At 37.8% G+C, this 19,040-nt stretch carries 22 protein-coding genes; 17 read left to right on the top strand and 5 right to left on the bottom strand.

Translation table 11 applies throughout. From position 1 onward, the window contains the following. The first annotated feature begins 9 nt into the window (after window positions 1–9). The 3 genes from AC6F34_RS05475 to AC6F34_RS05465 all read left to right on the top strand — a co-directional run bounded on the left by AC6F34_RS05475 (window position 10) and on the right by AC6F34_RS05465 (window position 2,985). Window positions 10–1,164 (top strand): alpha-hydroxy-acid oxidizing protein, encoded by a 1,155-nt coding sequence (locus AC6F34_RS05475; protein ID WP_500769735.1) that lies wholly within the window; start codon window positions 10–12, stop codon window positions 1,162–1,164. 11 nt (window positions 1,165–1,175) lie between these two features. Continuing rightward, window positions 1,176–2,330, top strand: a complete 1,155-nt coding sequence (locus tag AC6F34_RS05470; protein ID WP_500769733.1) for a CaiB/BaiF CoA transferase family protein — start codon at window positions 1,176–1,178, stop codon at window positions 2,328–2,330. 328 nt (window positions 2,331–2,658) lie between these two features. After that, window positions 2,659–2,985 carry a hypothetical protein gene (locus AC6F34_RS05465; protein WP_500769731.1) on the top strand — a complete coding sequence of 109 codons (327 nt, stop codon included), beginning with the start codon at window positions 2,659–2,661 and terminating at the stop codon, window positions 2,983–2,985. Window positions 2,986–3,070: 85 nt separating this feature from the next. On the opposite strand, the gene AC6F34_RS05460 is transcribed toward AC6F34_RS05465, so the two are convergent. Together AC6F34_RS05460 and sigK are read right to left on the bottom strand one after the other, a co-directional pair. Beyond that, the gene (locus tag AC6F34_RS05460; protein WP_500769729.1) at window positions 3,071–3,259 is read right to left on the bottom strand and encodes a hypothetical protein; all 189 of its coding nucleotides are present in this window, start codon (window positions 3,257–3,259) and stop codon (window positions 3,071–3,073) included. 50 nt (window positions 3,260–3,309) lie between these two features. Further along, a complete protein-coding gene (sigK, locus tag AC6F34_RS05455) occupies window positions 3,310–4,029 on the bottom strand; it encodes an RNA polymerase sporulation sigma factor SigK (protein ID WP_500769727.1) in 720 nt (239 codons plus the stop codon). 184 nt (window positions 4,030–4,213) lie between these two features. Between sigK and AC6F34_RS05450 the strand changes: the two genes are divergently transcribed. Then, complete coding sequence (locus AC6F34_RS05450; protein ID WP_500769725.1) at window positions 4,214–4,543, top strand: antibiotic biosynthesis monooxygenase; 330 nt, start codon at window positions 4,214–4,216, stop codon at window positions 4,541–4,543. A 47-nt stretch (window positions 4,544–4,590) separates the two neighbouring features. On the opposite strand, the gene AC6F34_RS05445 is transcribed toward AC6F34_RS05450, so the two are convergent. Continuing rightward, the gene (locus AC6F34_RS05445) at window positions 4,591–5,556 is read right to left on the bottom strand and encodes a F510_1955 family glycosylhydrolase (RefSeq protein ID WP_500769723.1); all 966 of its coding nucleotides are present in this window, start codon (window positions 5,554–5,556) and stop codon (window positions 4,591–4,593) included. Window positions 5,557–5,738: 182 nt separating this feature from the next. Here AC6F34_RS05445 and AC6F34_RS05440 point away from each other — a divergent pair, with 182 nt between their 5' ends. Beyond that, on the top strand, window positions 5,739–7,538 hold the full coding sequence (locus AC6F34_RS05440) for a M3 family oligoendopeptidase (protein ID WP_500769721.1): 1,800 nt from the start codon (window positions 5,739–5,741) through the stop codon (window positions 7,536–7,538). A gap of 221 nt (window positions 7,539–7,759) precedes the next feature. Next, the gene (locus AC6F34_RS05435) at window positions 7,760–8,551 is read left to right on the top strand and encodes a phosphatidylserine decarboxylase (protein WP_500769719.1); all 792 of its coding nucleotides are present in this window, start codon (window positions 7,760–7,762) and stop codon (window positions 8,549–8,551) included. Between the two features lie 54 nt (window positions 8,552–8,605). On the opposite strand, the gene AC6F34_RS05430 is transcribed toward AC6F34_RS05435, so the two are convergent. Continuing rightward, window positions 8,606–8,746 carry a sporulation histidine kinase inhibitor Sda gene (locus AC6F34_RS05430; protein ID WP_500769717.1) on the bottom strand — a complete coding sequence of 47 codons (141 nt, stop codon included), beginning with the start codon at window positions 8,744–8,746 and terminating at the stop codon, window positions 8,606–8,608. A 519-nt stretch (window positions 8,747–9,265) separates the two neighbouring features. Between AC6F34_RS05430 and AC6F34_RS05425 the strand changes: the two genes are divergently transcribed. The 8 genes from AC6F34_RS05425 to AC6F34_RS05390 are packed head-to-tail and all read left to right on the top strand — an operon-like array spanning window position 9,266 to window position 14,278. After that, the gene (locus AC6F34_RS05425) at window positions 9,266–9,784 is read left to right on the top strand and encodes a YqeG family HAD IIIA-type phosphatase (protein ID WP_500769715.1); all 519 of its coding nucleotides are present in this window, start codon (window positions 9,266–9,268) and stop codon (window positions 9,782–9,784) included. 1 nt (window position 9,785) lies between these two features. Next, window positions 9,786–10,889 (top strand): ribosome biogenesis GTPase YqeH, encoded by a 1,104-nt coding sequence (gene yqeH, locus AC6F34_RS05420; RefSeq protein ID WP_500769713.1) that lies wholly within the window; start codon window positions 9,786–9,788, stop codon window positions 10,887–10,889. Between the two features lie 18 nt (window positions 10,890–10,907). Next, the gene (gene aroE / locus AC6F34_RS05415) at window positions 10,908–11,744 is read left to right on the top strand and encodes a shikimate dehydrogenase (protein WP_500769711.1); all 837 of its coding nucleotides are present in this window, start codon (window positions 10,908–10,910) and stop codon (window positions 11,742–11,744) included. After that, a complete protein-coding gene (gene yhbY / locus AC6F34_RS05410) occupies window positions 11,738–12,031 on the top strand; it encodes a ribosome assembly RNA-binding protein YhbY (protein ID WP_500769709.1) in 294 nt (97 codons plus the stop codon). Before aroE ends, yhbY begins: the two co-directional genes overlap by 7 nt. A gap of 20 nt (window positions 12,032–12,051) precedes the next feature. Continuing rightward, the gene (locus AC6F34_RS05405) at window positions 12,052–12,621 is read left to right on the top strand and encodes a nicotinate-nucleotide adenylyltransferase (RefSeq protein WP_500770159.1); all 570 of its coding nucleotides are present in this window, start codon (window positions 12,052–12,054) and stop codon (window positions 12,619–12,621) included. Further along, entirely contained in the window at window positions 12,611–13,192 is a 582-nt protein-coding gene (gene yqeK, locus AC6F34_RS05400) for a bis(5'-nucleosyl)-tetraphosphatase (symmetrical) YqeK (RefSeq protein WP_500769707.1), read from the top strand. The genes AC6F34_RS05405 and yqeK overlap by 11 nt, the downstream gene beginning before the upstream one ends. Next, entirely contained in the window at window positions 13,179–13,535 is a 357-nt protein-coding gene (rsfS, locus tag AC6F34_RS05395) for a ribosome silencing factor (protein WP_500769704.1), read from the top strand. Before yqeK ends, rsfS begins: the two co-directional genes overlap by 14 nt. Then, window positions 13,532–14,278: a class I SAM-dependent DNA methyltransferase gene (locus tag AC6F34_RS05390; RefSeq protein ID WP_500769702.1), complete on the top strand. Its 747-nt coding sequence runs from the start codon at window positions 13,532–13,534 to the stop codon at window positions 14,276–14,278. The genes rsfS and AC6F34_RS05390 overlap by 4 nt, the downstream gene beginning before the upstream one ends. Before the next feature lie 137 nt (window positions 14,279–14,415). Here the strand turns inward: AC6F34_RS05390 and comER are convergent, their stop codons facing one another. Further along, complete coding sequence (gene comER, locus AC6F34_RS05385; RefSeq protein WP_500769700.1) at window positions 14,416–15,243, bottom strand: late competence protein ComER; 828 nt, start codon at window positions 15,241–15,243, stop codon at window positions 14,416–14,418. Window positions 15,244–15,353: 110 nt separating this feature from the next. Between comER and AC6F34_RS05380 the strand changes: the two genes are divergently transcribed. The 3 genes from AC6F34_RS05380 (at window position 15,354) to AC6F34_RS05370 (ending at window position 18,993) form a co-directional block, all read left to right on the top strand. Next, window positions 15,354–15,953, top strand: coding sequence for a helix-hairpin-helix domain-containing protein (locus tag AC6F34_RS05380; protein WP_500769698.1), 600 nt, complete (start codon window positions 15,354–15,356; stop codon window positions 15,951–15,953). A gap of 89 nt (window positions 15,954–16,042) precedes the next feature. After that, window positions 16,043–16,600 carry a ComE operon protein 2 gene (locus AC6F34_RS05375; protein ID WP_500769696.1) on the top strand — a complete coding sequence of 186 codons (558 nt, stop codon included), beginning with the start codon at window positions 16,043–16,045 and terminating at the stop codon, window positions 16,598–16,600. A gap of 71 nt (window positions 16,601–16,671) precedes the next feature. Beyond that, complete coding sequence (locus AC6F34_RS05370) at window positions 16,672–18,993, top strand: DNA internalization-related competence protein ComEC/Rec2 (RefSeq protein WP_500769694.1); 2,322 nt, start codon at window positions 16,672–16,674, stop codon at window positions 18,991–18,993. Window positions 18,994–19,040: the final 47 nt, after the last annotated feature.

Below are 19,040 nucleotides of genomic sequence, written 5' to 3'. Positions count from 1 at the left end.
GGTTACAGCATGAGTACGATTGTGAAAAGTGAGGATGAATTAATTAAGCATATCGCTTCAACGGATGATTTTCCGATATCGCATGAAGAGGTAGAGCAATTGGCAGCAAGTAAAATGACGAAAGAGGGCTATGGATATATTCGTTCAGGTGCTGGTGCTGAAGAGACATTAAAGAGAAATGTTACTGATTTTGGTCAATACAGAATTACCCCTCGTTTTTTAAGAGATGTATCAAAGCTTGATACGAGTATTAGGCTGTTTGGTAAAACATATCCTTTCCCATTTTTGCTTGCACCAGTTGGCATGCTGAAGCTTGCACATGAAGAGGCAGATCATGCTGTTGTAAAAGCTGCTAGTAAACATGGTGTTCCATATATCCAAAGTACGGTATCTAGCTATTGTATCGAAGAGGTAAATGCCTCTGCGCCAAGTTTGCCTAAATGGTTCCAACTTTACTGGTCAAACAATGAAGAAGTGTCGTTCAATATGGTGAAAAGAGCTGAGAATGAAGGCTATGATGCCATCGTCCTGACAATTGATACCGTGATGCTTGGTTGGCGCGAAGAGGATTTACGAAATCGTTTTTCACCACTAAGACAGGGAGTTGGAAAAGCGAATTATGAAACGGATCCAGTGTTTTTACAGTCGCTTGCAGTTCAAAGTGAAGAATCAATCATCCAAGGAATTTTAGCTAATATCCATCACCCTTCCCTAGATTGGAACAAAGTAAAAAGCTTAAAAGAACGGACGAAGTTGCCAATTTTATTAAAAGGAATTTTACACTCTGAAGACGCACTGCTCGCAATCGAAAATGGAGTTGATGGCATTATTGTATCGAATCATGGTGGGAGACAGCTGGACGGTGTCATTTCGGCAATCGATGCGTTGCCAGGTATTGCAGCAGCAGTGTCGAACCAAATTCCTGTTCTCTTTGATAGTGGCATACGTAGAGGCTCAGATGTTGTTAAAGCATTAGCTCTAGGTGCAGACGCAGTTCTAATAGGAAGACCGTATGTTTACGGGCTAGCTGCTGGAGGGCAGATAGGTGTTGAGAAAGTATTAGAGCGATTTATCCAAGAAACGAAAGTATCTCTTGCACTTACTGGATTGAAAAATTGTGAAGAGGCAAAGAATTTACAACTTGTAAGTAGAAGAGAAGTGTGAGGTGAAACCAATTGTCTCAGGCATTAACTGGTATGAGAGTCATTGATTTATCGCAAATATTAGCTGGTCCTTATTGTACGATGGTGCTTGGAGATATGGGTGCAGATGTAATTAAGGTTGAGAAGGCACCAAATGGGGATGACACACGAAGAATGGGCCCATATATTGATGAGGAAAGCTATATGTATATGATGGTAAACAGGAATAAGCGTGGGGTTTGCTTAAATCTTAAAGAGGAAGAGGACTTGCATAAACTGTATGAGCTTGTTAGAACTGCTGATGTTTTTGTAGAAAACTTCCGTCCTGGTGTAACGGGCAAATTGAGAATTGATTATGAGGCATTAAAGGCAATCAATCCAAAGATTATCTACTGCTCCATTTCGGGCTATGGACAAACGGGTCCTTATCGAAACAAAGGCGGCTTTGATATTATGGCGCAAGGGCTATCCGGAATAATGGATATGACAGGTGAGAAAAATGGAAAGCCTGTCAAGGTTGGCATTGCGATTCATGATATTGCTGCAGCTCAAACAGCGATTCAATCCATCTTGATGGCCTATATACATCAATTAAAGTCTGGAAAAGGTCAGTACATCGATATCGCCCTTGTTGATTCTGGACTTGCATGGACTGTCTGGGAAGCAGCAGCTTATTTTGGTAAAGGCGAGATACCAGCTAGAAACGGAACGGCACATCGAGTTTCTGCACCATATCAAGGGTTCAAAACAAAGGATGGCTATATTCTCATAGGAGCAGCAAACCAGAAGCTTTGGGAAATCTTCTGCCACCATGTCATCCATCAACCAGAATGGATTGAAGATCCTCGCTACGCAACGAATACATTGCGGAATGAACATATTGATGAACTAGAGAGAGAATTAGAAGAAGTTCTTAAAAAGAAAAATTCAAACGAGTGGTTAGAGCTTCTAGAAGTGCATGGCATACCATCTGGCCCAATTCTTAATTATGAACAGGCCATACATGATCCACATATACAATCTAGAGAAATGATTCTGTCATATGAACACCCGACAGCTGGTGAAATTCAAACATTAGGCTTTCCAGCTAAAATGTCAGCAACACCGGGAAAGCTAACAAGACCAGCACCGCGATTAGGAGAGCATAATGAGGAAGTATTTAATGAAACCATTAGATGGAGTAAATGAGAATGAAGACAAGGTCTAGAGTCGACTTTGTCTTCATATTTTTTAGAGGATTTTTTAATAATAAGGATACACCATCAGACTGTCTCGAAATCACATGTTAACAATCTGTAGCAACCATTTATAAAGTGGTTGCTTATTTTTTTGAGATAAAGGAACGAATTTATTCGTATTTTCGTCTTTATTAAGTAGGAGTACACATGAATAAATAGATCGGAGAAACTCTATTTCTCTTTTAACTCTTCATAGGATAATGGTAGAAAGGTTTGTTGGGGTTTTATAAAATTGTATAGTTATAAAACTGGAATATCAATCATTTGGAGGCGAGGAAATGTATTGGGAAACTCTCCCTGTTTGGTTTTGGGTTATCTACTACTTATTTTTACTAACAACAGTAGGTACTTCAATATTTTGTGTTTTAAAAATGAAGGATAAGGAACTGTCCATCTTAGCAATTGTATTCAGTGTAACAATTCCAATCGTTTCCCTGGTCAATAGTATTGGAAGAGCAGAAGGAATGAATGAAATTGAACATTTAGTAAGTCAATTGCAACATGGGGCTATTTGGTCTATCTTTACGATAATCGGTTATTTATTTTTACTAGTATGGTGGATCTTAATCATGATCAAAAGCAAGAGGATAACCCTCAAAAAATGATAACCAATGACTTTGCGGAGCTATTTTGTTATGCAAAGAAGGTGGAAAAATAAAAAAATGCTTGGGTTTCCAAGCATTGAGTTCGTTAAGAGCGGCCATTTCTATTTGGGAAGAACCAAAGGAATAAGACGATGCTAGCGGTTGCTAGTAGTAGTAATAGTGACTTCCATGAGAATCCTTCAAAGATAAACTCGGCAATGATCGTAAGTGATACGATGATAAGCACGAGTGCAAGGATGATTTTCTGTGCTGCCAATTGATTTCCCTCTTTCATTATGATCTTTCCTTATAGTAGCGAAAAAAGGAGACAATTGTCCAATCATCCTATTCACTATTTTTCTTTTTTTCCTTCTCTGCGCGGTAAAATTCATGAAACATTTTCATCAAAGCTCTTTTTTCAATTCGAGATACATAACTTCTAGAGATGCCAAGTTCCTTGGCAATTTCACGCTGTGTTTTTTCCTTTTTAAGGTCGAGACCAAATCGACCGACAATGACTTCTTTTTCTCTTTCGTCTAATACATCAATATATTCACGAACTTTTTCAAGCTCCATATTGAGTTGGATCGTATTGATGACATCTTCGGATTCCGATTTTAGGACATCGATTAAGGAAATTTCATTGCCCTCTTTATCTTGACCGATTGGATCATGAAGAGAAACATCTTTCTTCGTTTTCTTCAATGCACGTAGATGCATGAGAATTTCGTTTTCTATACAACGAGCTGCGTATGTGGCAAGCTTCGTCCCTTTTCCCTCAGAATAACTTTCAATTGCTTTAATTAAACCAATTGTGCCAATTGAGATCAAATCCTCGGCATCTTCTCCCGTGTTTTCGAACTTTTTAACGATATGCGCGACCAACCGGAGGTTGTGCTCAATGAGCATATTACGGGCATGTGGATCCCCTTGTGCCATGAGTCGTAAGTACTTTTTTTCATCAGCTGCTGAAAGTGGTTGTGGAAAGGCGTTGTTCTTTACATATGAAACAAGGAAGACAATTTCTTTTATCATATACCCAATTGCTGTCATAATTCCCGTCATTTTGCCACCTCATTTCTTTTACTTATCCTTATAACTCATACGTATGAAAGTGATGGGCGCAATTTGTCTGTCCACCTCGATATTTTCGAAACAACCGATGAATGAAGAAGAATGAATAGATTGACAATGAAAATCATTTTCAATTATAATGAGACTAGTGAATAGTTCTAGGAGGAGTTTTCTAATGTTTATACAAACGAAACGAATTGTTGTAACAGAAGGTAATTCTGATAAGATAGTCAGCCGATTCGGTGGAGAAGGAATTATTGAAAAACAACCAGGATTTATTGATTGTTCGGTAATGGTAAAGAAAGTTCGTCGTGGAGATGAAGAAGTTTTGGTTATGATTCGTTGGGAATCTGAGCAAGACTGGAAGAACTGGGAAAAGAGCGAAGCTCATATTGCTGGGCATCGTGCAAGTAGAGGAGTTCCAAAGCCTGAATACTTCGTTAGTTCTGAAGGTGGGCTATATGATATGAAAGCAGTAAAGCAAGCTGTGGTTGAAGCCAAATAATTCAAAAAGGCCGTTGAGTATGTACGATTACTCAACGGCCTTTTAGATTATCGGTCTGGTCGACCTTTATCTAGAATGAACGACCAATTCTCCCCATCATCCTTAGATTCATAAAGATCTCGCATATACGTTGTAAAAGCAAGTTGTTCTTCGTTTTGATAGTTAACAGTTACGTAGGTAATTGGGTTATCATAATTCAAGTAAGGAATTGACAGTTCATCTGACTCGAGTGTTTCTAAATTTATTCTTTTTAGAAAAACTTGATCGTTTTCGACTGAAGAGTAAATGATCTCTTCACTATTAAAAGCAAGTGCTGTAACCATAACCTCGTCGGTAATTAACTTTACTGTATCACCAAAATCCTCGGAGTAGTAAATGCCATCTTTTGTCGCCATCGCCATTTTTTCAGGCTCATATGGATGTGTTGCAATCATGCCAAACGAGTTCGTTTCAAAGCCATTTAATGAAAGTTCTTCGTGATCACCGTTAGCGTTGATACGATAAATACCCGGTGTTTGCTGTTCTAATTGCTCCATTAGAATGTAGTAAACTTGATTTGTATCATATCCAGCTGCAAAGAAGCGATAAAAGCTTTGCTCAGCGATTTTTGAATCAGAAAATGACTTCCCAAAGTCTTCGCTTTTTATAACTCCTAACGAATTTTGCTCATCCTTTAAGCCGCTAACTAAAAATCCATCGGTTAAAGCCTGAATACTAACAAAATCATAACGGTTTTTGTTTTGCTTTAACCATCCATCGTTAAAAACAAGAAGTCCGTCGTCAGTTGCTAAATACAGCCTGTCATCATTTCCAGGATATGCGATACCTTGTAATTGTGCAATATCTTCTGTAGCTGCCTCAAATTCATAAGGTGCGTTTGATTCTACTTCTTTTGCTGTTTCTTCACTTTTAACATCGTCGGTCGAAGCATTTGAATTTGGTTCATCATTTTGACAGCCTGTTAATAGTAGAAAGAATACAATAGATGCTATGACTAGTTTCGTTCGTTTCATTTGATTTCACTCCGGTATGTAGGTTTACATTCATTGTTAATAGTAGCATAATTTATATTTGGATTGAAAGAAATCACATTTCACAAAAAGTGTAAGGTGATGTAACGGGTTGGAGTGTATTGATAGAACTTTCGGAAAAATTCTATTATAATGAAAGTAATGTGTGTAAAGGAGGAAGAATCATGACAGTAAAAACATATTCAGAAGTTTGGGATCTCGACGTCTTTTTTGAAGGGGGAAGTGATTCACAAGCTTTTAAAAGCCATTTGCAACAAGTGGAAGAGAAGATCTTAGCATTTCAATCAGAGATACATAATTGGGAAGTAAATAATTCAAATACAGACATTGAGAAGCTTATATCTTTACTGGATGGTTTTCAAGCAGCAGCATTGAAAATACGTCAAGCTGGTGCGTTTGTTTCTTGCCTAGAAGCACAAAACATGGACGATAAGCTTGCAAATGTTCATCGTGCAACGGTTACAAAATTAAGTGCAGCCTTTCAAAATGCTTTAACTTCAATGGATGTAAAATTGAGTGATATGAATGATTCAGCTTGGGAAGAGTTATTAACAAATGAAGCATTAAAGCCTGTTTCGTTTATTTTAAACGAACGCCGTGATGGAGCGAAGGAAAAGCTTTCAGAAGCAGAGGAAAGCTTAATCAATGCTCTTGGTATTGATGGTTACCATGGTTGGAGCCAAATGTATGATGTTATTGTGAGTACGGTTAAAGTACCTCATACTGAAAATGGGGAAGAACAGCTTCTTTCTGTAGGCCAAGCAGCTAATAAGTTTTCTGATCCAGATCGTGCAGTGCGAAAGTCGATTTTTGAGAACTGGGAAAATGCTTGGGAGGAAAAGGGCGATTATTTAGCGAAAACATTGAATCATCTAGCTGGCTTCCGCTTAAACGTATATAAACAGCGTGGGTGGGACGACCATTTAAAAGAGCCATTGGCGATCAATCGCATGGAAAAAGAAACATTGGATACGATGTGGAAGGTAATTGCGGATAACAAAAAACCATTCGTTGATTTCCTAAACCGCAAAGCAGAGTTATTAGGAATAGAAAAATTAAGCTGGTTTGACTTGGATGCGCCGCTTGGTGCTGCACAATCAAAGATGAACTATCAAGAGGGTGCAGACTTTATCCTTACTCATTTTGCAGAGTTTGGTGAAGAAATGACTAATTTCTCCAAAATGGCATTTGAGGAAAAATGGATTGAAGCTGAGGATCGCCCAGGGAAACGTCCGGGTGGTTTCCATACGTACTTCCCTGAAAGTCAACAGTCACGTATTTTTATGACTTATTCAGGTTCACCTTCAAATGTATCGACATTAGCGCATGAGCTTGGTCACGGCTTCCATACATATGCGATGAAAGAGGAACATTTCCTAAATCGTAGCTATGCGATGAACGTGGCTGAAACTGCTTCTACCTTTGCAGAGATGATCGTTTCTGATGCATCCGTGAAGCATGCGAAATCAGAAGATGAAAAACTTGCATTACTTGAAGATAAAGTGCAGCGTTCAGTTGCTCTATTAATGAATATTCATGCTAGATTCTTATTTGAGAATCGTTTCTATGAAGAAAGAAAACAAGGTATGGTCAGTACTAGGCGCTTGAATGAGCTGATGGAAGAAGCACAAAAAGAAGCCTATGGGGATGCACTAGAACAATACCATCCAAGTTTTTGGTCTTCAAAACTGCATTTTTATATTACAGGCGTTCCATTCTATAACTTCCCTTATACGTTTGGTTACCTTTTCTCACTTGGCATTTATGCACAAGCGATTGAAGAAGGCGCAGGATATGAAAAGAAATACATTGAGCTGTTAAAAGATTCAGCTTCTATGAAAGTAGAAGACTTGGCGAAAAAGCATTTGAATGTAGACTTAACTCAACCTGAATTCTGGGAGAAGGCAGTGAATCTTTGCATTGCTGATGTAGAAGAATTTATGGCGTTAACAGAAGCTAAGTAAAGGAAAAGTTCGGATCATTCTCGATCCGAACTTTTTTATATTTTATACTAGCTATGGATAACTTTTATATTGGAAATAGAATGCTTCTATAAAAGTGTAGGGATGACACATGGCGCTTTTCTAATTGCCCATAGTAAATAGAATGCTGCTAATGATATAATAGCACCCATGGAAATGAATTTATTCAATAGCCGACTATTTCTATTAGGAAGGTGTACATAGTGAAACAGTTTATTTATCGATTTTTAATTGAGCTGACAAATGGAAGAGTGACTTCAACTTTAATAAAAAAGTTTGCACAATCTACATCTAGTAAAAGAATTGTTCGATCTTTTTCCAAGACGTATAAAATAAACGAATCAGAGATGGAAAAAGAAATGGGGCAATACACAAGCTTACATGATTTCTTTACAAGAAAATTAAAGTCTGATGCTCGCATCATTGATCAAAGTGAAGATGCCATCGTTAGTCCTGTCGATGCAGTCATTGAAGACATTGGTGAAATTCGCTCAGATCGAATCATCGAGGTAAAAGGGAAAACGTATTCAATCGAAGAGATGCTAGGAAGTAAGGAGAAGGCTGATCAGTATTCAGGGGGCACCTATATGATTTTTTACTTAAGTCCTACTCACTACCATCGCATTCATAGCCCATTTAGTGGCAAGGTCTTGAGCCAGTGGGTGCTTGGCAATAAATCATATCCGGTGAATCGACCTGGATTAAAGTATGGCAAGGACACATTAGCAAAAAATTATCGTTCAATTACAGAATTGCAATATGATCAGAATCACTCAATGGCGATTGTGAAGGTTGGAGCGATGTTTGTTAATAGTATTGAATTGATCCATTCGAATGAAAATTTGAAAAAGGGAGAAGAAATGGCCTACTTTTCTTTTGGGTCAACAGTTGTTCTCTTATTTCAAAAAAATTCAATTCAGGTTGACTCAGACATACGAGTGCCACATCATATAAAAATGGGAGAAAAAGTCGCTGCAAAACAGGTGACAGTTTAATCAAAAAAGTAAAAGTGTAGATAGCCTTCAGGTTATCTACACAATTAAATACATTTAAGATGTGAATTTGATTTGATTGGATAAGGATCGTCGATGAATCTCTTTTTCTATTAGTCGAATAAATTCAGGAGAAAGTCGTAACTCTTTTGCTTTATAGTAAGATTCTATTAGTAATTCATCTGATAGACCTCGCAAAATAACCCCACCTCCTAAAATGGCTGTTCAGTTCGTTCACTAGATTTGTTATAAATAGTAAAAAAGTTCCTACTACTACTCTAGCAGAATAAATGAATCAGAACAATCGTTCTCTTATCCACAGGAGTGAGTGGATAACCTGTGGTTATTTTGTTTATAATTGGGTAAATGGTAGTCGTTGTACGGTGGATAATGTGTATAAAGTTATCCACAGAAAAGGGACTGTTGGGAATTGTCGAAAAGTTTTTCGGGATTTGCATTGCTTCATTTCTGTATCAAATACTTTCCTTTCTAGGCAGTTGAATCCAACGACTTGAAAAGGTAGTATAGATAGTGGTATTGCTAGAGTTTTTATGGCAGCAATGAACTAGGAAGAGTCTCTAAATAGGAGAAAAACATTGACCTGTGAATGCTCCTATGCCATATTAGTTCAGAATAAGAATGAAACGAAGCAATAAATGAAATTGTTTTTTATATAATAGAAGATGAATTATGTAAAAAAATTGAGGTGTTTATATTTTGTTGAAGCAGTTTTTACCAGATCAACATGTTAAAAATGTGTTTGAAATTACAGCGGAAAATTTACATGCTAAAGGAATCAAAGCAATTATTACAGATTTGGATAATACGTTAGTAGAATGGGACCGTCCAAATGCTACACCACAATTGATTCAGTGGTTAGAGGATATGAAGCATAGTAATATTAAGATTACGATTGTTTCAAATAATAATGAAAACCGTGTGAAAGCTTTTTCTGAGCCGTTAAACATTCCTTTTATCTTTATGGCAAGAAAACCGCTTGGCAGAGCTTTTAGACAGGCTGTTCAATTGATGGATGTCAAAAAAGAGGAAACGGTTGTAATTGGCGATCAATTGCTTACAGATGTGCTTGGAGGAAATCGTAGTGGATTCCATACGATTTTAGTCGTTCCAGTTGCACAGACCGATGGCTTTTTTACGCGTATTAATCGTAAAATTGAGCGAAGAATTTTAAATTGGTTTAGAAAAAAGGGCATGATTCAATGGGAGGATCAATGATTTGAGTGAGCAATATATTTGTATTGGTTGTGGAGTGAAGATTCAAACGGAAGACAAAAATGAGCTAGGGTATGCCCCAGCATCGGCGCTAGAAAAAGAGGAAATTATTTGCCAGCGATGCTTTCGTTTAAAACATTATAATGAAATTCAAGATGTAAGTCTCACAGATGATGATTTCTTGAAAATTTTAAATGGTATTTCGAATCGAGATGCATTGATTGTGAAAATTGTCGATATATTCGACTTTAATGGAAGCTGGCTGCCGGGTTTGCATCGTTTTACAGGAGGAAATCCAATCTTACTAATTGGGAATAAGGTGGACTTATTACCTAAATCCGTTAAGCATAATAAAGTAATCAATTGGATGAAACACGAAGCGAAGGAATTAGGCTTAAAGCCTCAAGATGTTTTTCTTGTAAGTGCAAGCAAAGGAAACAACATTTCAGAAGTTGCACATGCAATTGACCAATATCGTAATGGCAAAGATGTATACGTTGTTGGTTGCACAAATGTAGGCAAGTCAACATTTATCAATCGCATACTAAAGGAAGTTACGGGAGAAGGTGACGTAATTACAACGTCTCACTTCCCAGGAACAACTTTAGATACAATTGAAATTCCGCTTAGTGATGGAAAAGCGTTGATTGATACTCCTGGTATTATTAATCACCATCAAATGGCGCATTATGTTGACAAACGAGACTTGAAAATCATTACACCTAAAAGAGAAATTAAGCCGAAGGTATTCCAATTAAACAATGGGCAAACGCTCTACTTTGGTGGCCTAGCACGTTTTGATTTTTTGGCTGGTGATCGAAACTCATTTGTTTGTCACTTTTCGAATGAACTTATGATTCACCGTACAAAAACAGAGAATGCGGTTGATCTTTATGAAAAACATGCAGGAGAAATGCTAACACCACCTCGTCCAGAGCAGATGGAAAACTTCCCAGAACTCGTCCGTCACGAGTTTACAATTAAAGAACCAAAGACAGATATCGTTTTTTCTGGACTTGGTTGGATTACAGTAAATGAACCAGGAGTTAGGGTAGCGGCGTATGTACCAAAAGGTGTTCATGCAATCGTAAGAAAATCTTTGATTTAACATGATCGGGGGAGAATTATGCAATCATTATATGCAGTAATCGGTCAGCCTATTGCTCATTCCATGTCACCAATGATGCATAATGAGTTGTTTACGAAGTATAAGATCTCTGCTCACTATCATCCCTTATTAGTTGCGCCCGACAATTTAGAAGCTGCGGTTAAAGGGTTAAAAGCAATTGGAATATCTGGCTTTAATGTGACAATTCCACATAAAGAGACGATTCTCCCTTTCCTAGATGAGATTGACCCTTTAGCAAGAGCCATTGGAGCAGTAAATACTGTTCATTTACAGAATGGGAAACTAATTGGGTACAATACCGATGGAGTAGGTTTTGTACAAGGGTTATCAGAAATTGATGAAAGAATAACTGATAAAAAAACATTGATCATAGGAGCTGGTGGTGCAGCGCGCGGCATATACTTTGCACTTGCAAAAGCAAGGGTTGCTCATATTGATCTATGTAACCGAACTGTAGAGAAGGCCCAAGCTCTTATGAGTGAATGTCCCTTTGAAGTAGCTGGGGAATCTTTATCATTGACTGAAGCAGAGAATCACTTAGCGACTTATGACTTGATTATCAATACAACTTCAGTAGGAATGGTACGTAAAGACGAGTCACCGTTAACCATCAAGAGATTAAAAAATGGCGTACTCGTATCGGATATTATATATAACCCATTGGAAACAATGTTCTTAAAGGAAGCACGTGCACATGGTGCACGTGTCCAAAACGGAGTAGATATGTTTGTTCACCAAGGAATTGTAGCTTTTCATATATGGACAGGCATCTTACCACAAGCGGATGAGGTTAGACCGCTTATTTTGAACCAACTAGGAGGAGCAACATGCTAACAGGAAAACAAAAACGCTTTTTAAGAGCGAAGGCACATCATTTAAACCCAATTTTCCAAGTAGGAAAAGGTGGGGTTAATGAAAATATGATCAATCAAATTAAAGAGGCGCTTGAAGCAAGAGAGTTAATGAAAATCACAGTGCTGCAAAACTGTGAAGAAGATAAAGAAGTAGTTGCAAAGCAACTTGCAAAAGGTGCGAGAGCAGAAATCGTTCAATTAATCGGGAATATTATTGTTTTATATAAAGAGTCAAAGGAAAACAAACAAATTAGCTTGCCTAGATAATCAGATTGGGGGGGCAAACACTGAAAAAGATTGGATTATTTGGAGGGACGTTTGATCCCCCGCATATGGGACATCTTATTACGGCGAATGAAGTACTGCATAAATGTGAATTAGATGAAGTTTGGTTTTTACCAAACCAAGTGCCACCACATAAAATAAAGAAGTCGACAACAACAAATGAGAATCGCTTGCGAATGCTTCAGTTAGCAACGGAGGATCATGATTTTTTTCGTATAGAGACAATCGAATTTGATCGTGAAGGGCCTTCGTACACCTATGATACGATCGTGCAATTGCTAGAAAAGTATAAAGATGATCATTTTTATTTTATCATTGGGGCAGATCAAGTTGAAAGTTTAGCTTCATGGTATGAAATTGACCGTTTAGTAGAACTAATTCAATTCATTGGTGTGAAGAGACCTGGTTATAAGAGAGAATCTACCTATCCTGTACGTTATTGCAATGTTCTTGAAATCGACCTGTCCTCAAGTCTGATTAGAGAGAGAGTAAAGAATGATCAATCGATTCGTTATTTAGTAACGGATCAAGTTTATCATTATATAAAGGGGAACAGGCTCTATGGACCGTAAGGAAGCATTGGAGATCGTGCAGCCTAATCTAACAGAAATAAGATATACGCATACAATCGGGGTTATGGAAACAGCAATTAAGCTAGCAGGCAAGTATGGGGCGGATGAAAAAAAAGCTGAAACAGCAGCGATCTTTCATGACATTGCAAAATTTTGGCGGGATGAAAAGTTGAAACAAATCATCATAGAGCAGAACATGCCTAGCAATTTATTAAATTTTGATAAAGAGCTTTGGCATGCCCCGGTTGGTGCTTACTATGTAGAACATGTGATAGGCATACAAGATCAAGAGATAATTACTGCGATAAAATCTCACACTTCAGGTAGAGCAAATATGACATTATTGGAGAAAGTGATTTATGTTGCAGATTATATTGAACCGAATCGAAGCTTTCCAGGAGTAGATGAGGTAAGAGAATTAGCAAATGAGGATTTAGATCAAGCTTTACTGAAAGCAATGAAAAATACCATTGCTTTTCTATTATCGAAGAATCAATCTATCTATCCAGATACTTTTCACGCGTATAATGATATTACGACCAGGAGGTTACAAGTGAATGATAGAAAATAAAACGTTAAAAGCAGTAATTAAAGCAGCTGATGACAAAAGAGCAGAAGATATTGTCGTATTAGATATGAAAGGAATTTCGTTAATAACGGATTATTTGCTTGTTTGTCACGGGAATTCTGATAAACAAATTCAAGCTATTGCTCGGGAAATAAAAGACCAGGCTAATGAATTAGGAATCGACATTAAGAGAATGGAAGGCTACGATGAAGCACGTTGGGTTCTCGTTGATTTAGGAGATGTCATTGCTCATATTTTCCATAGAGAAGATCGTGCTTATTATAAGCTAGAGCGTTTATGGGGAGATGCTCCCCAAGTTGATATTCAAGGCGAGTTAGAGGGATGAGCTACAGTTCGTTCGCTTATTTGTATGATGAATTAATGAAAGAGGCCCCATATGAACAGTGGGTCTCTTTTCTAAAGCAGCGTTTACAGAAATATCAGGTAGACGGCAAAGAAATTCTTGATATCGCATGTGGGACGGGTGAGCTATCAATCCGTTTGCTTAATGAAGGTTATGTAGTAACAGGAGTCGATCTTTCCGAGGATATGCTTGCTGTTGCCTATGAAAAGGCGATAGAAGAGGGACATCAACTGCCATTGTTTCAGCAGAATATGGCACACCTAGAAAGCATAGGCTCTTTTGATGCGGCTGTTATTTTTTGTGATTCCTTAAACTATTTAAAGACTGAGGATGAAGTGAAACAAACATTTCAATCTGTTTTTGAGCAACTGAAGCAGGATGGTTTGTTTCTTTTTGATGTTCACTCCATTCATAAAATGCTCCATGGGTTCGTAAACCAGACGTTTGCATTGAATGATATGGAAATTAGTTACATATGGAATAGCTTTCAAGGCGAGCACCCAAACAGTGTAGAACACGAATTGACCTTTTTTGTACAGGATGCTGATACCGGAATGTACGAAAGATATGATGAATTACATGAACAAAGGACTTATTCAATTGCAACCTACGAGAAGTGGCTTCAAGAAGCTGGATTTGACGTGCTTGAAATTTGTGGAGAATTCTCTGATCGTAAACTAGATGATGATGATGAACGAATCTTTTTCGTTTGTCGGAAGTTATAGCACAATGAGATCAATTAATAAAAGCTGGAAAAGAGAGTAGAAATTCCTCTTTTTCCAGCTTTTTCTTTTTTGACTTGAAAATTGTCTATTATGTGAAATGATGAAAGGGTAAAAGGAGTTTAGAGCCTAGGATCGAATTATTTTATTAACGAGAATTGTTTTTCAATCTCCTCAATATCCTCTGCAAATTTTCTATGCGTCGCACGAAACACGTTCTCAAACACAGCTCCTAATTGTTCTTCTAAAACAAGAATCCCTTCTCCCGTAACTCCACCCTTTACACACACCTTCTCTTGTAAGGTAGGCAATGTGTAAAATTCTTTCTTTAATAAATCACCCATTCCGATCAACATTTGCTGTGCTAAAATCGTTGCTGTTTCTTGATCGATCTCTGTTTCCTTTACTGCAGCTTGAATAAATTGCTGAGTTAAATAACTGAAAAATGCAGGACCACAGCTGACGATGTCAGATGCAACTCGAGTAATGTTTTCATTTATTAAGACAGGCAGAGATATTTTTGAGAATAGTCGATTTAAGTATTTTTGCCAAGCGGTCGAACAATTCCTTCCGTAGGTGATTAACGAAACACCTGATTGAGCTCTATTTGTAATACTTGGGATTACCCTTGCAACAGAGCAATTTACAACCGATTCGATTTGTTCGGTCATCACTGGGCTTGTAATTGACACTACGCAATGATCTTGGGTTAATATTGGTTGGATATTCCTTAAGACTCCCAAGACATCCTTCGGTTTTACGCATATAAAAAGAAGGTTGGCTTCTTTAGCTACATGCAATGCATTCTCACACACGTGGACCTGCGGGTAATCGTTTTTTACTGCCAATGCTTTTTCACTAGTACGATTGGTTAGATAAAACGTAGAAGGGGGTTCTGCCTTGCTACTTATGATGGCTTCAATGAGAATTCTTCCCATATTTCCTGTCCCAATCATTCCTATCTTCATGCTCATCCCTCCTCTTCTTGCGAGCATTTTCCTAGAAATATATGTTGTATACACTAAATATATTCCAGCCCTAGATGAAGCTAATAACTGGTTGTCAAGGAGGCGCTATAATGATTGAATGGCTAAAAATCAATAAGCTTTATGTAAGTTTTGGAGCTGTGATTGTTCTATTAGGATCAGGTTATTTTGTTTATGAAAACAATAGAGCGAAGGAAGAGTGGGAACAGTTACTACCAACGACAGTGGAGAGCGAGGTAGAGGAGAGTGAGCCAGAGGGGGAGGTTCTGATGGTAGATATTAAAGGAGCAATCAAAACCCCTGGTGTATATGAAATGGTAACAGGTGATCGGGTAATTGATGTAATTAAAAGGGCTGGTGGATTGTTAGCAGATGCTGATGACCGCCAAGTGAACTTATCAATGAAGTTGACAGATGAGTTGGTTATTATTGTTCCGTTTAATGGGGAAGTAGAGAGTGACGGCTATACAGGATTTGAAACGGAGGGTCAAGATGACGGCAAAATTAATCTAAATACAGCAAGCGATACAGAATTGCAAGCTTTACCAGGGATTGGTCCGCAAAAAGCAGCTACGATTATTCAATTTAGAGAACAAAATGGCCCGTTTAAGGATCCTGCAGAATTGAAAAAAATATCGGGAATCGGTGATAAAACATTTGAGAAACTTGAAGCGATGATCAAGGTTAAGTAGTGATTCGATAGAGATTTCCATTTGACCGACCTGTTCGTCCACCGTAAACTAGTAATGATGGACAGGTTAGTAAGGGAGAGAATAGAACGATGAATCGAATATCTTGGGATCAATATTTTATGGCACAATCAAAGCTTCTTGCATTAAGAAGTACGTGTACTCGTCTAGCAGTTGGTGCAACGATCGTTAGAGACAAACGCATCATTGCAGGTGGATATAACGGTTCGATTGCAGGTGGTGATCATTGTATTGATGAGGGGTGCTATGTAGTCGATAATCATTGTATTAGAACAATTCATGCTGAAATGAATGCAATCTTACAATGTGCCAAATTCGGCGTTCCTACAACTAATGCAGAAATTTACGTTACTCATTTTCCATGTTTGCAATGTTGTAAAGCGATTATCCAAGCTGGGATTAAAACCGTATATTACGCGGAGGATTATAAGAATCATGCATATGGAATTGAATTGTTTGAAAAGGCAGACGTGAAAACGATTAAAGTAGATGTGGATTATCGATATGAGGATATCCATTTTGACGAGAAATCTAAGTTCGTCAACCGTTTAATTGCAAAGTTAGAAGAAAGTCAGCTAGACAGTAAAGACTTAATGAACTATAAAGAAGAAGCTAAAAAATGGTTCTAAAAAGAGGTGAGGTGGCTTTTGTCACCTTTTCTCATCATTTTTTATGCCTTCTAATGAAATGGGGTTGATAAATGTCTACCTTTTGGATTTATGCTGCTATTACGAGCTTGCTCGGGTTGTTGTTTGCTTTTCACCAGTCTATCCTGTATATACTCCTTTTTCTCCTCTTAGTTGGTTTTTCTCACTTTATACGTCATTGTACTCCACGTTTACTCCTTATCCTTCTTTTTGTGTTCATCTTATTTTCAATCAGAGCAGAATTTGCAATGACACAACAAGCGACCAAACTGAATTCAAACGAAATCGAATTTCTAGTGCAGCTTGCTGCAAATAAGAAGATAGATGGAGCTGCTTATTCGGCTTATGTGAGCGTTTTACCACAGCAAGAAAATGTTGTTCTAAGTTATCGTCTAAAGTCCTCTAAAGAAAAGCAATACGCACTTGAACAATTGGCATATGGTTCCTTATGCAAAGTAACAGGGGTGCTTGAAGAGCCTCAAAAGGCAACGAATCCTAACGCATTTGATTATCATGACTATTTAAAGCGTAAAGGGATTTATTGGGTGCTACGTGCTGATCAAATTGATTTCACTTCCTGTGTAAATCAGCGGCAAAGCTTCATCACATGGTTAATGAATATTCGTTATCAAGGGATACAATACATAGAGGAATACTTTCCTGAAAATATGGCCCCATTAACAGCCGCGCTAATATTTGGTGAAAGAGAGCTTCTAGCAGAAGAAACATTAGATGCCTACACAAGACTAGGCGTCATCCATTTGCTTGCGATCTCTGGATTGCACGTAAGCTTGTTAGCTGCAATGGTTTACTATATAGGTATACGCCTCGGAATATCTAGAGAAAGAATGCAAACAGCCATAATGGTTGGCTTGCCATGCTTTGCTATTTTAACAGGGGCTGCACCTTCAGTCATTCGAGCAGTAGCGATGATGTGGATCGTATTATTCGTGAAGAAATGCAATAAAGCAATTCCGAGTGTCCATGTTATTACGATTGTTTTTTTAATTTATAGCTTCATCTCTCCGTATGTCATCTACGAAGTAGGCTTTCAATTATCATTCTTTATTGCATTTTGCTTATTATTATCTGCTCCAGTTCTCTTAAAAAGAGCAGCGAACCCTCTATCTGTACTTGCCAAAACATCAGTTATTTGCCAAATGGCGTCCTTGCCGATTTTATTTAATTACTTTTATGAAGTCTCTCTTTTCTCCGTCATTGCCAATGTAGTTTATGTCCCTCTGTTTTCTACTATATTATTGCCTCTTTTAGTTGCGCTTTTCTTTTTGCATTTAGTCTTAGGTGAGCGTATTCAAATTTATCTAACTTTCCTTGATGTGTTTTTTTCCATTTTGGATAGACTCAGCTTGCTTTTTTCTAGCTTTCCAACAGCAGTACTGACTCTAGGAAAGCCGCCAATATTTATATTAATTTTATACATAGCGATAATTCCATTAGTGCTCACTTATTGGGAGAAGCGTCAAACTGGAAAAGCTCGTATGCTTCTTGTCTTATTTCCAATTATCATTTGTATCGTTCATTACTCAATAATTCAATGGTCTTCTGAAGGAGAGGTAACGATGATAGATGTCGGTCAAGGCGACTCCATTTTTATTCGACTTCCACATGGAAAAGGAAATTACTTGATAGATACAGGTGGGACAATTCAATTTGAGCAAGAGGAATGGCAAATGAGAAAGAATATATTTGATGTTGGTAAGTCAATTGTTTTGCCATTCTTAAAATCAAAAGGAGTATCAACACTAGACAAGCTGATTTTAACACATGGGGATGCAGACCATATGGAGGGAGCTGCGGCAATCATTAATGCCGTAAAAGTGAAAGAAGTTGTGATGCCATATACTGAGAACCCTTCTTTTTTAGAGGAGGAATTGATACACATCGCTAATGAGAAAAGAATTCCAATTAGAATTGTTCAGGCTGGTGATTCCTGGTCAAGGGGAGACTACACGTTTAGTGTGTTATCCCCTGTAGATAGTACCTTGAGCAAACGCAATAATCAATCGATTGTGTTACATAGTCAAATTGGTGGGGTATTTTGGTTATTTACTGGTGACTTAGAAGCGGAAGGAGAGATGAAGTTAGTTGAATCGTACCCAAACCTCAAAGTTGATGTGTTAAAGGTGGGGCATCATGGGAGCAGGACGTCGACAACAGATCAATTGATGGGCACTTATTCACCGAGGATTGCTCTTATACCAGCAGGAAGAAAGAATCGATTCGGTCATCCTCATTTGGAAGTCATTGAACGGTTAGAAGAATACGGTACTCTTATTTATCGAACAGATGTAAATGGGGCAATTACATTTAAATTTAAAGAAGGCCAAGGTACATTTGACGTCATTATACCATAGGATACAGAAAAATAAGAAAAGGACTACATTTTACAGTAGTCCATCGT

It is taken from the genome of Niallia sp. CD-39 (genome assembly GCF_059874745.1).
This window is presented reverse-complemented; position numbering and strand designations above follow the sequence as displayed.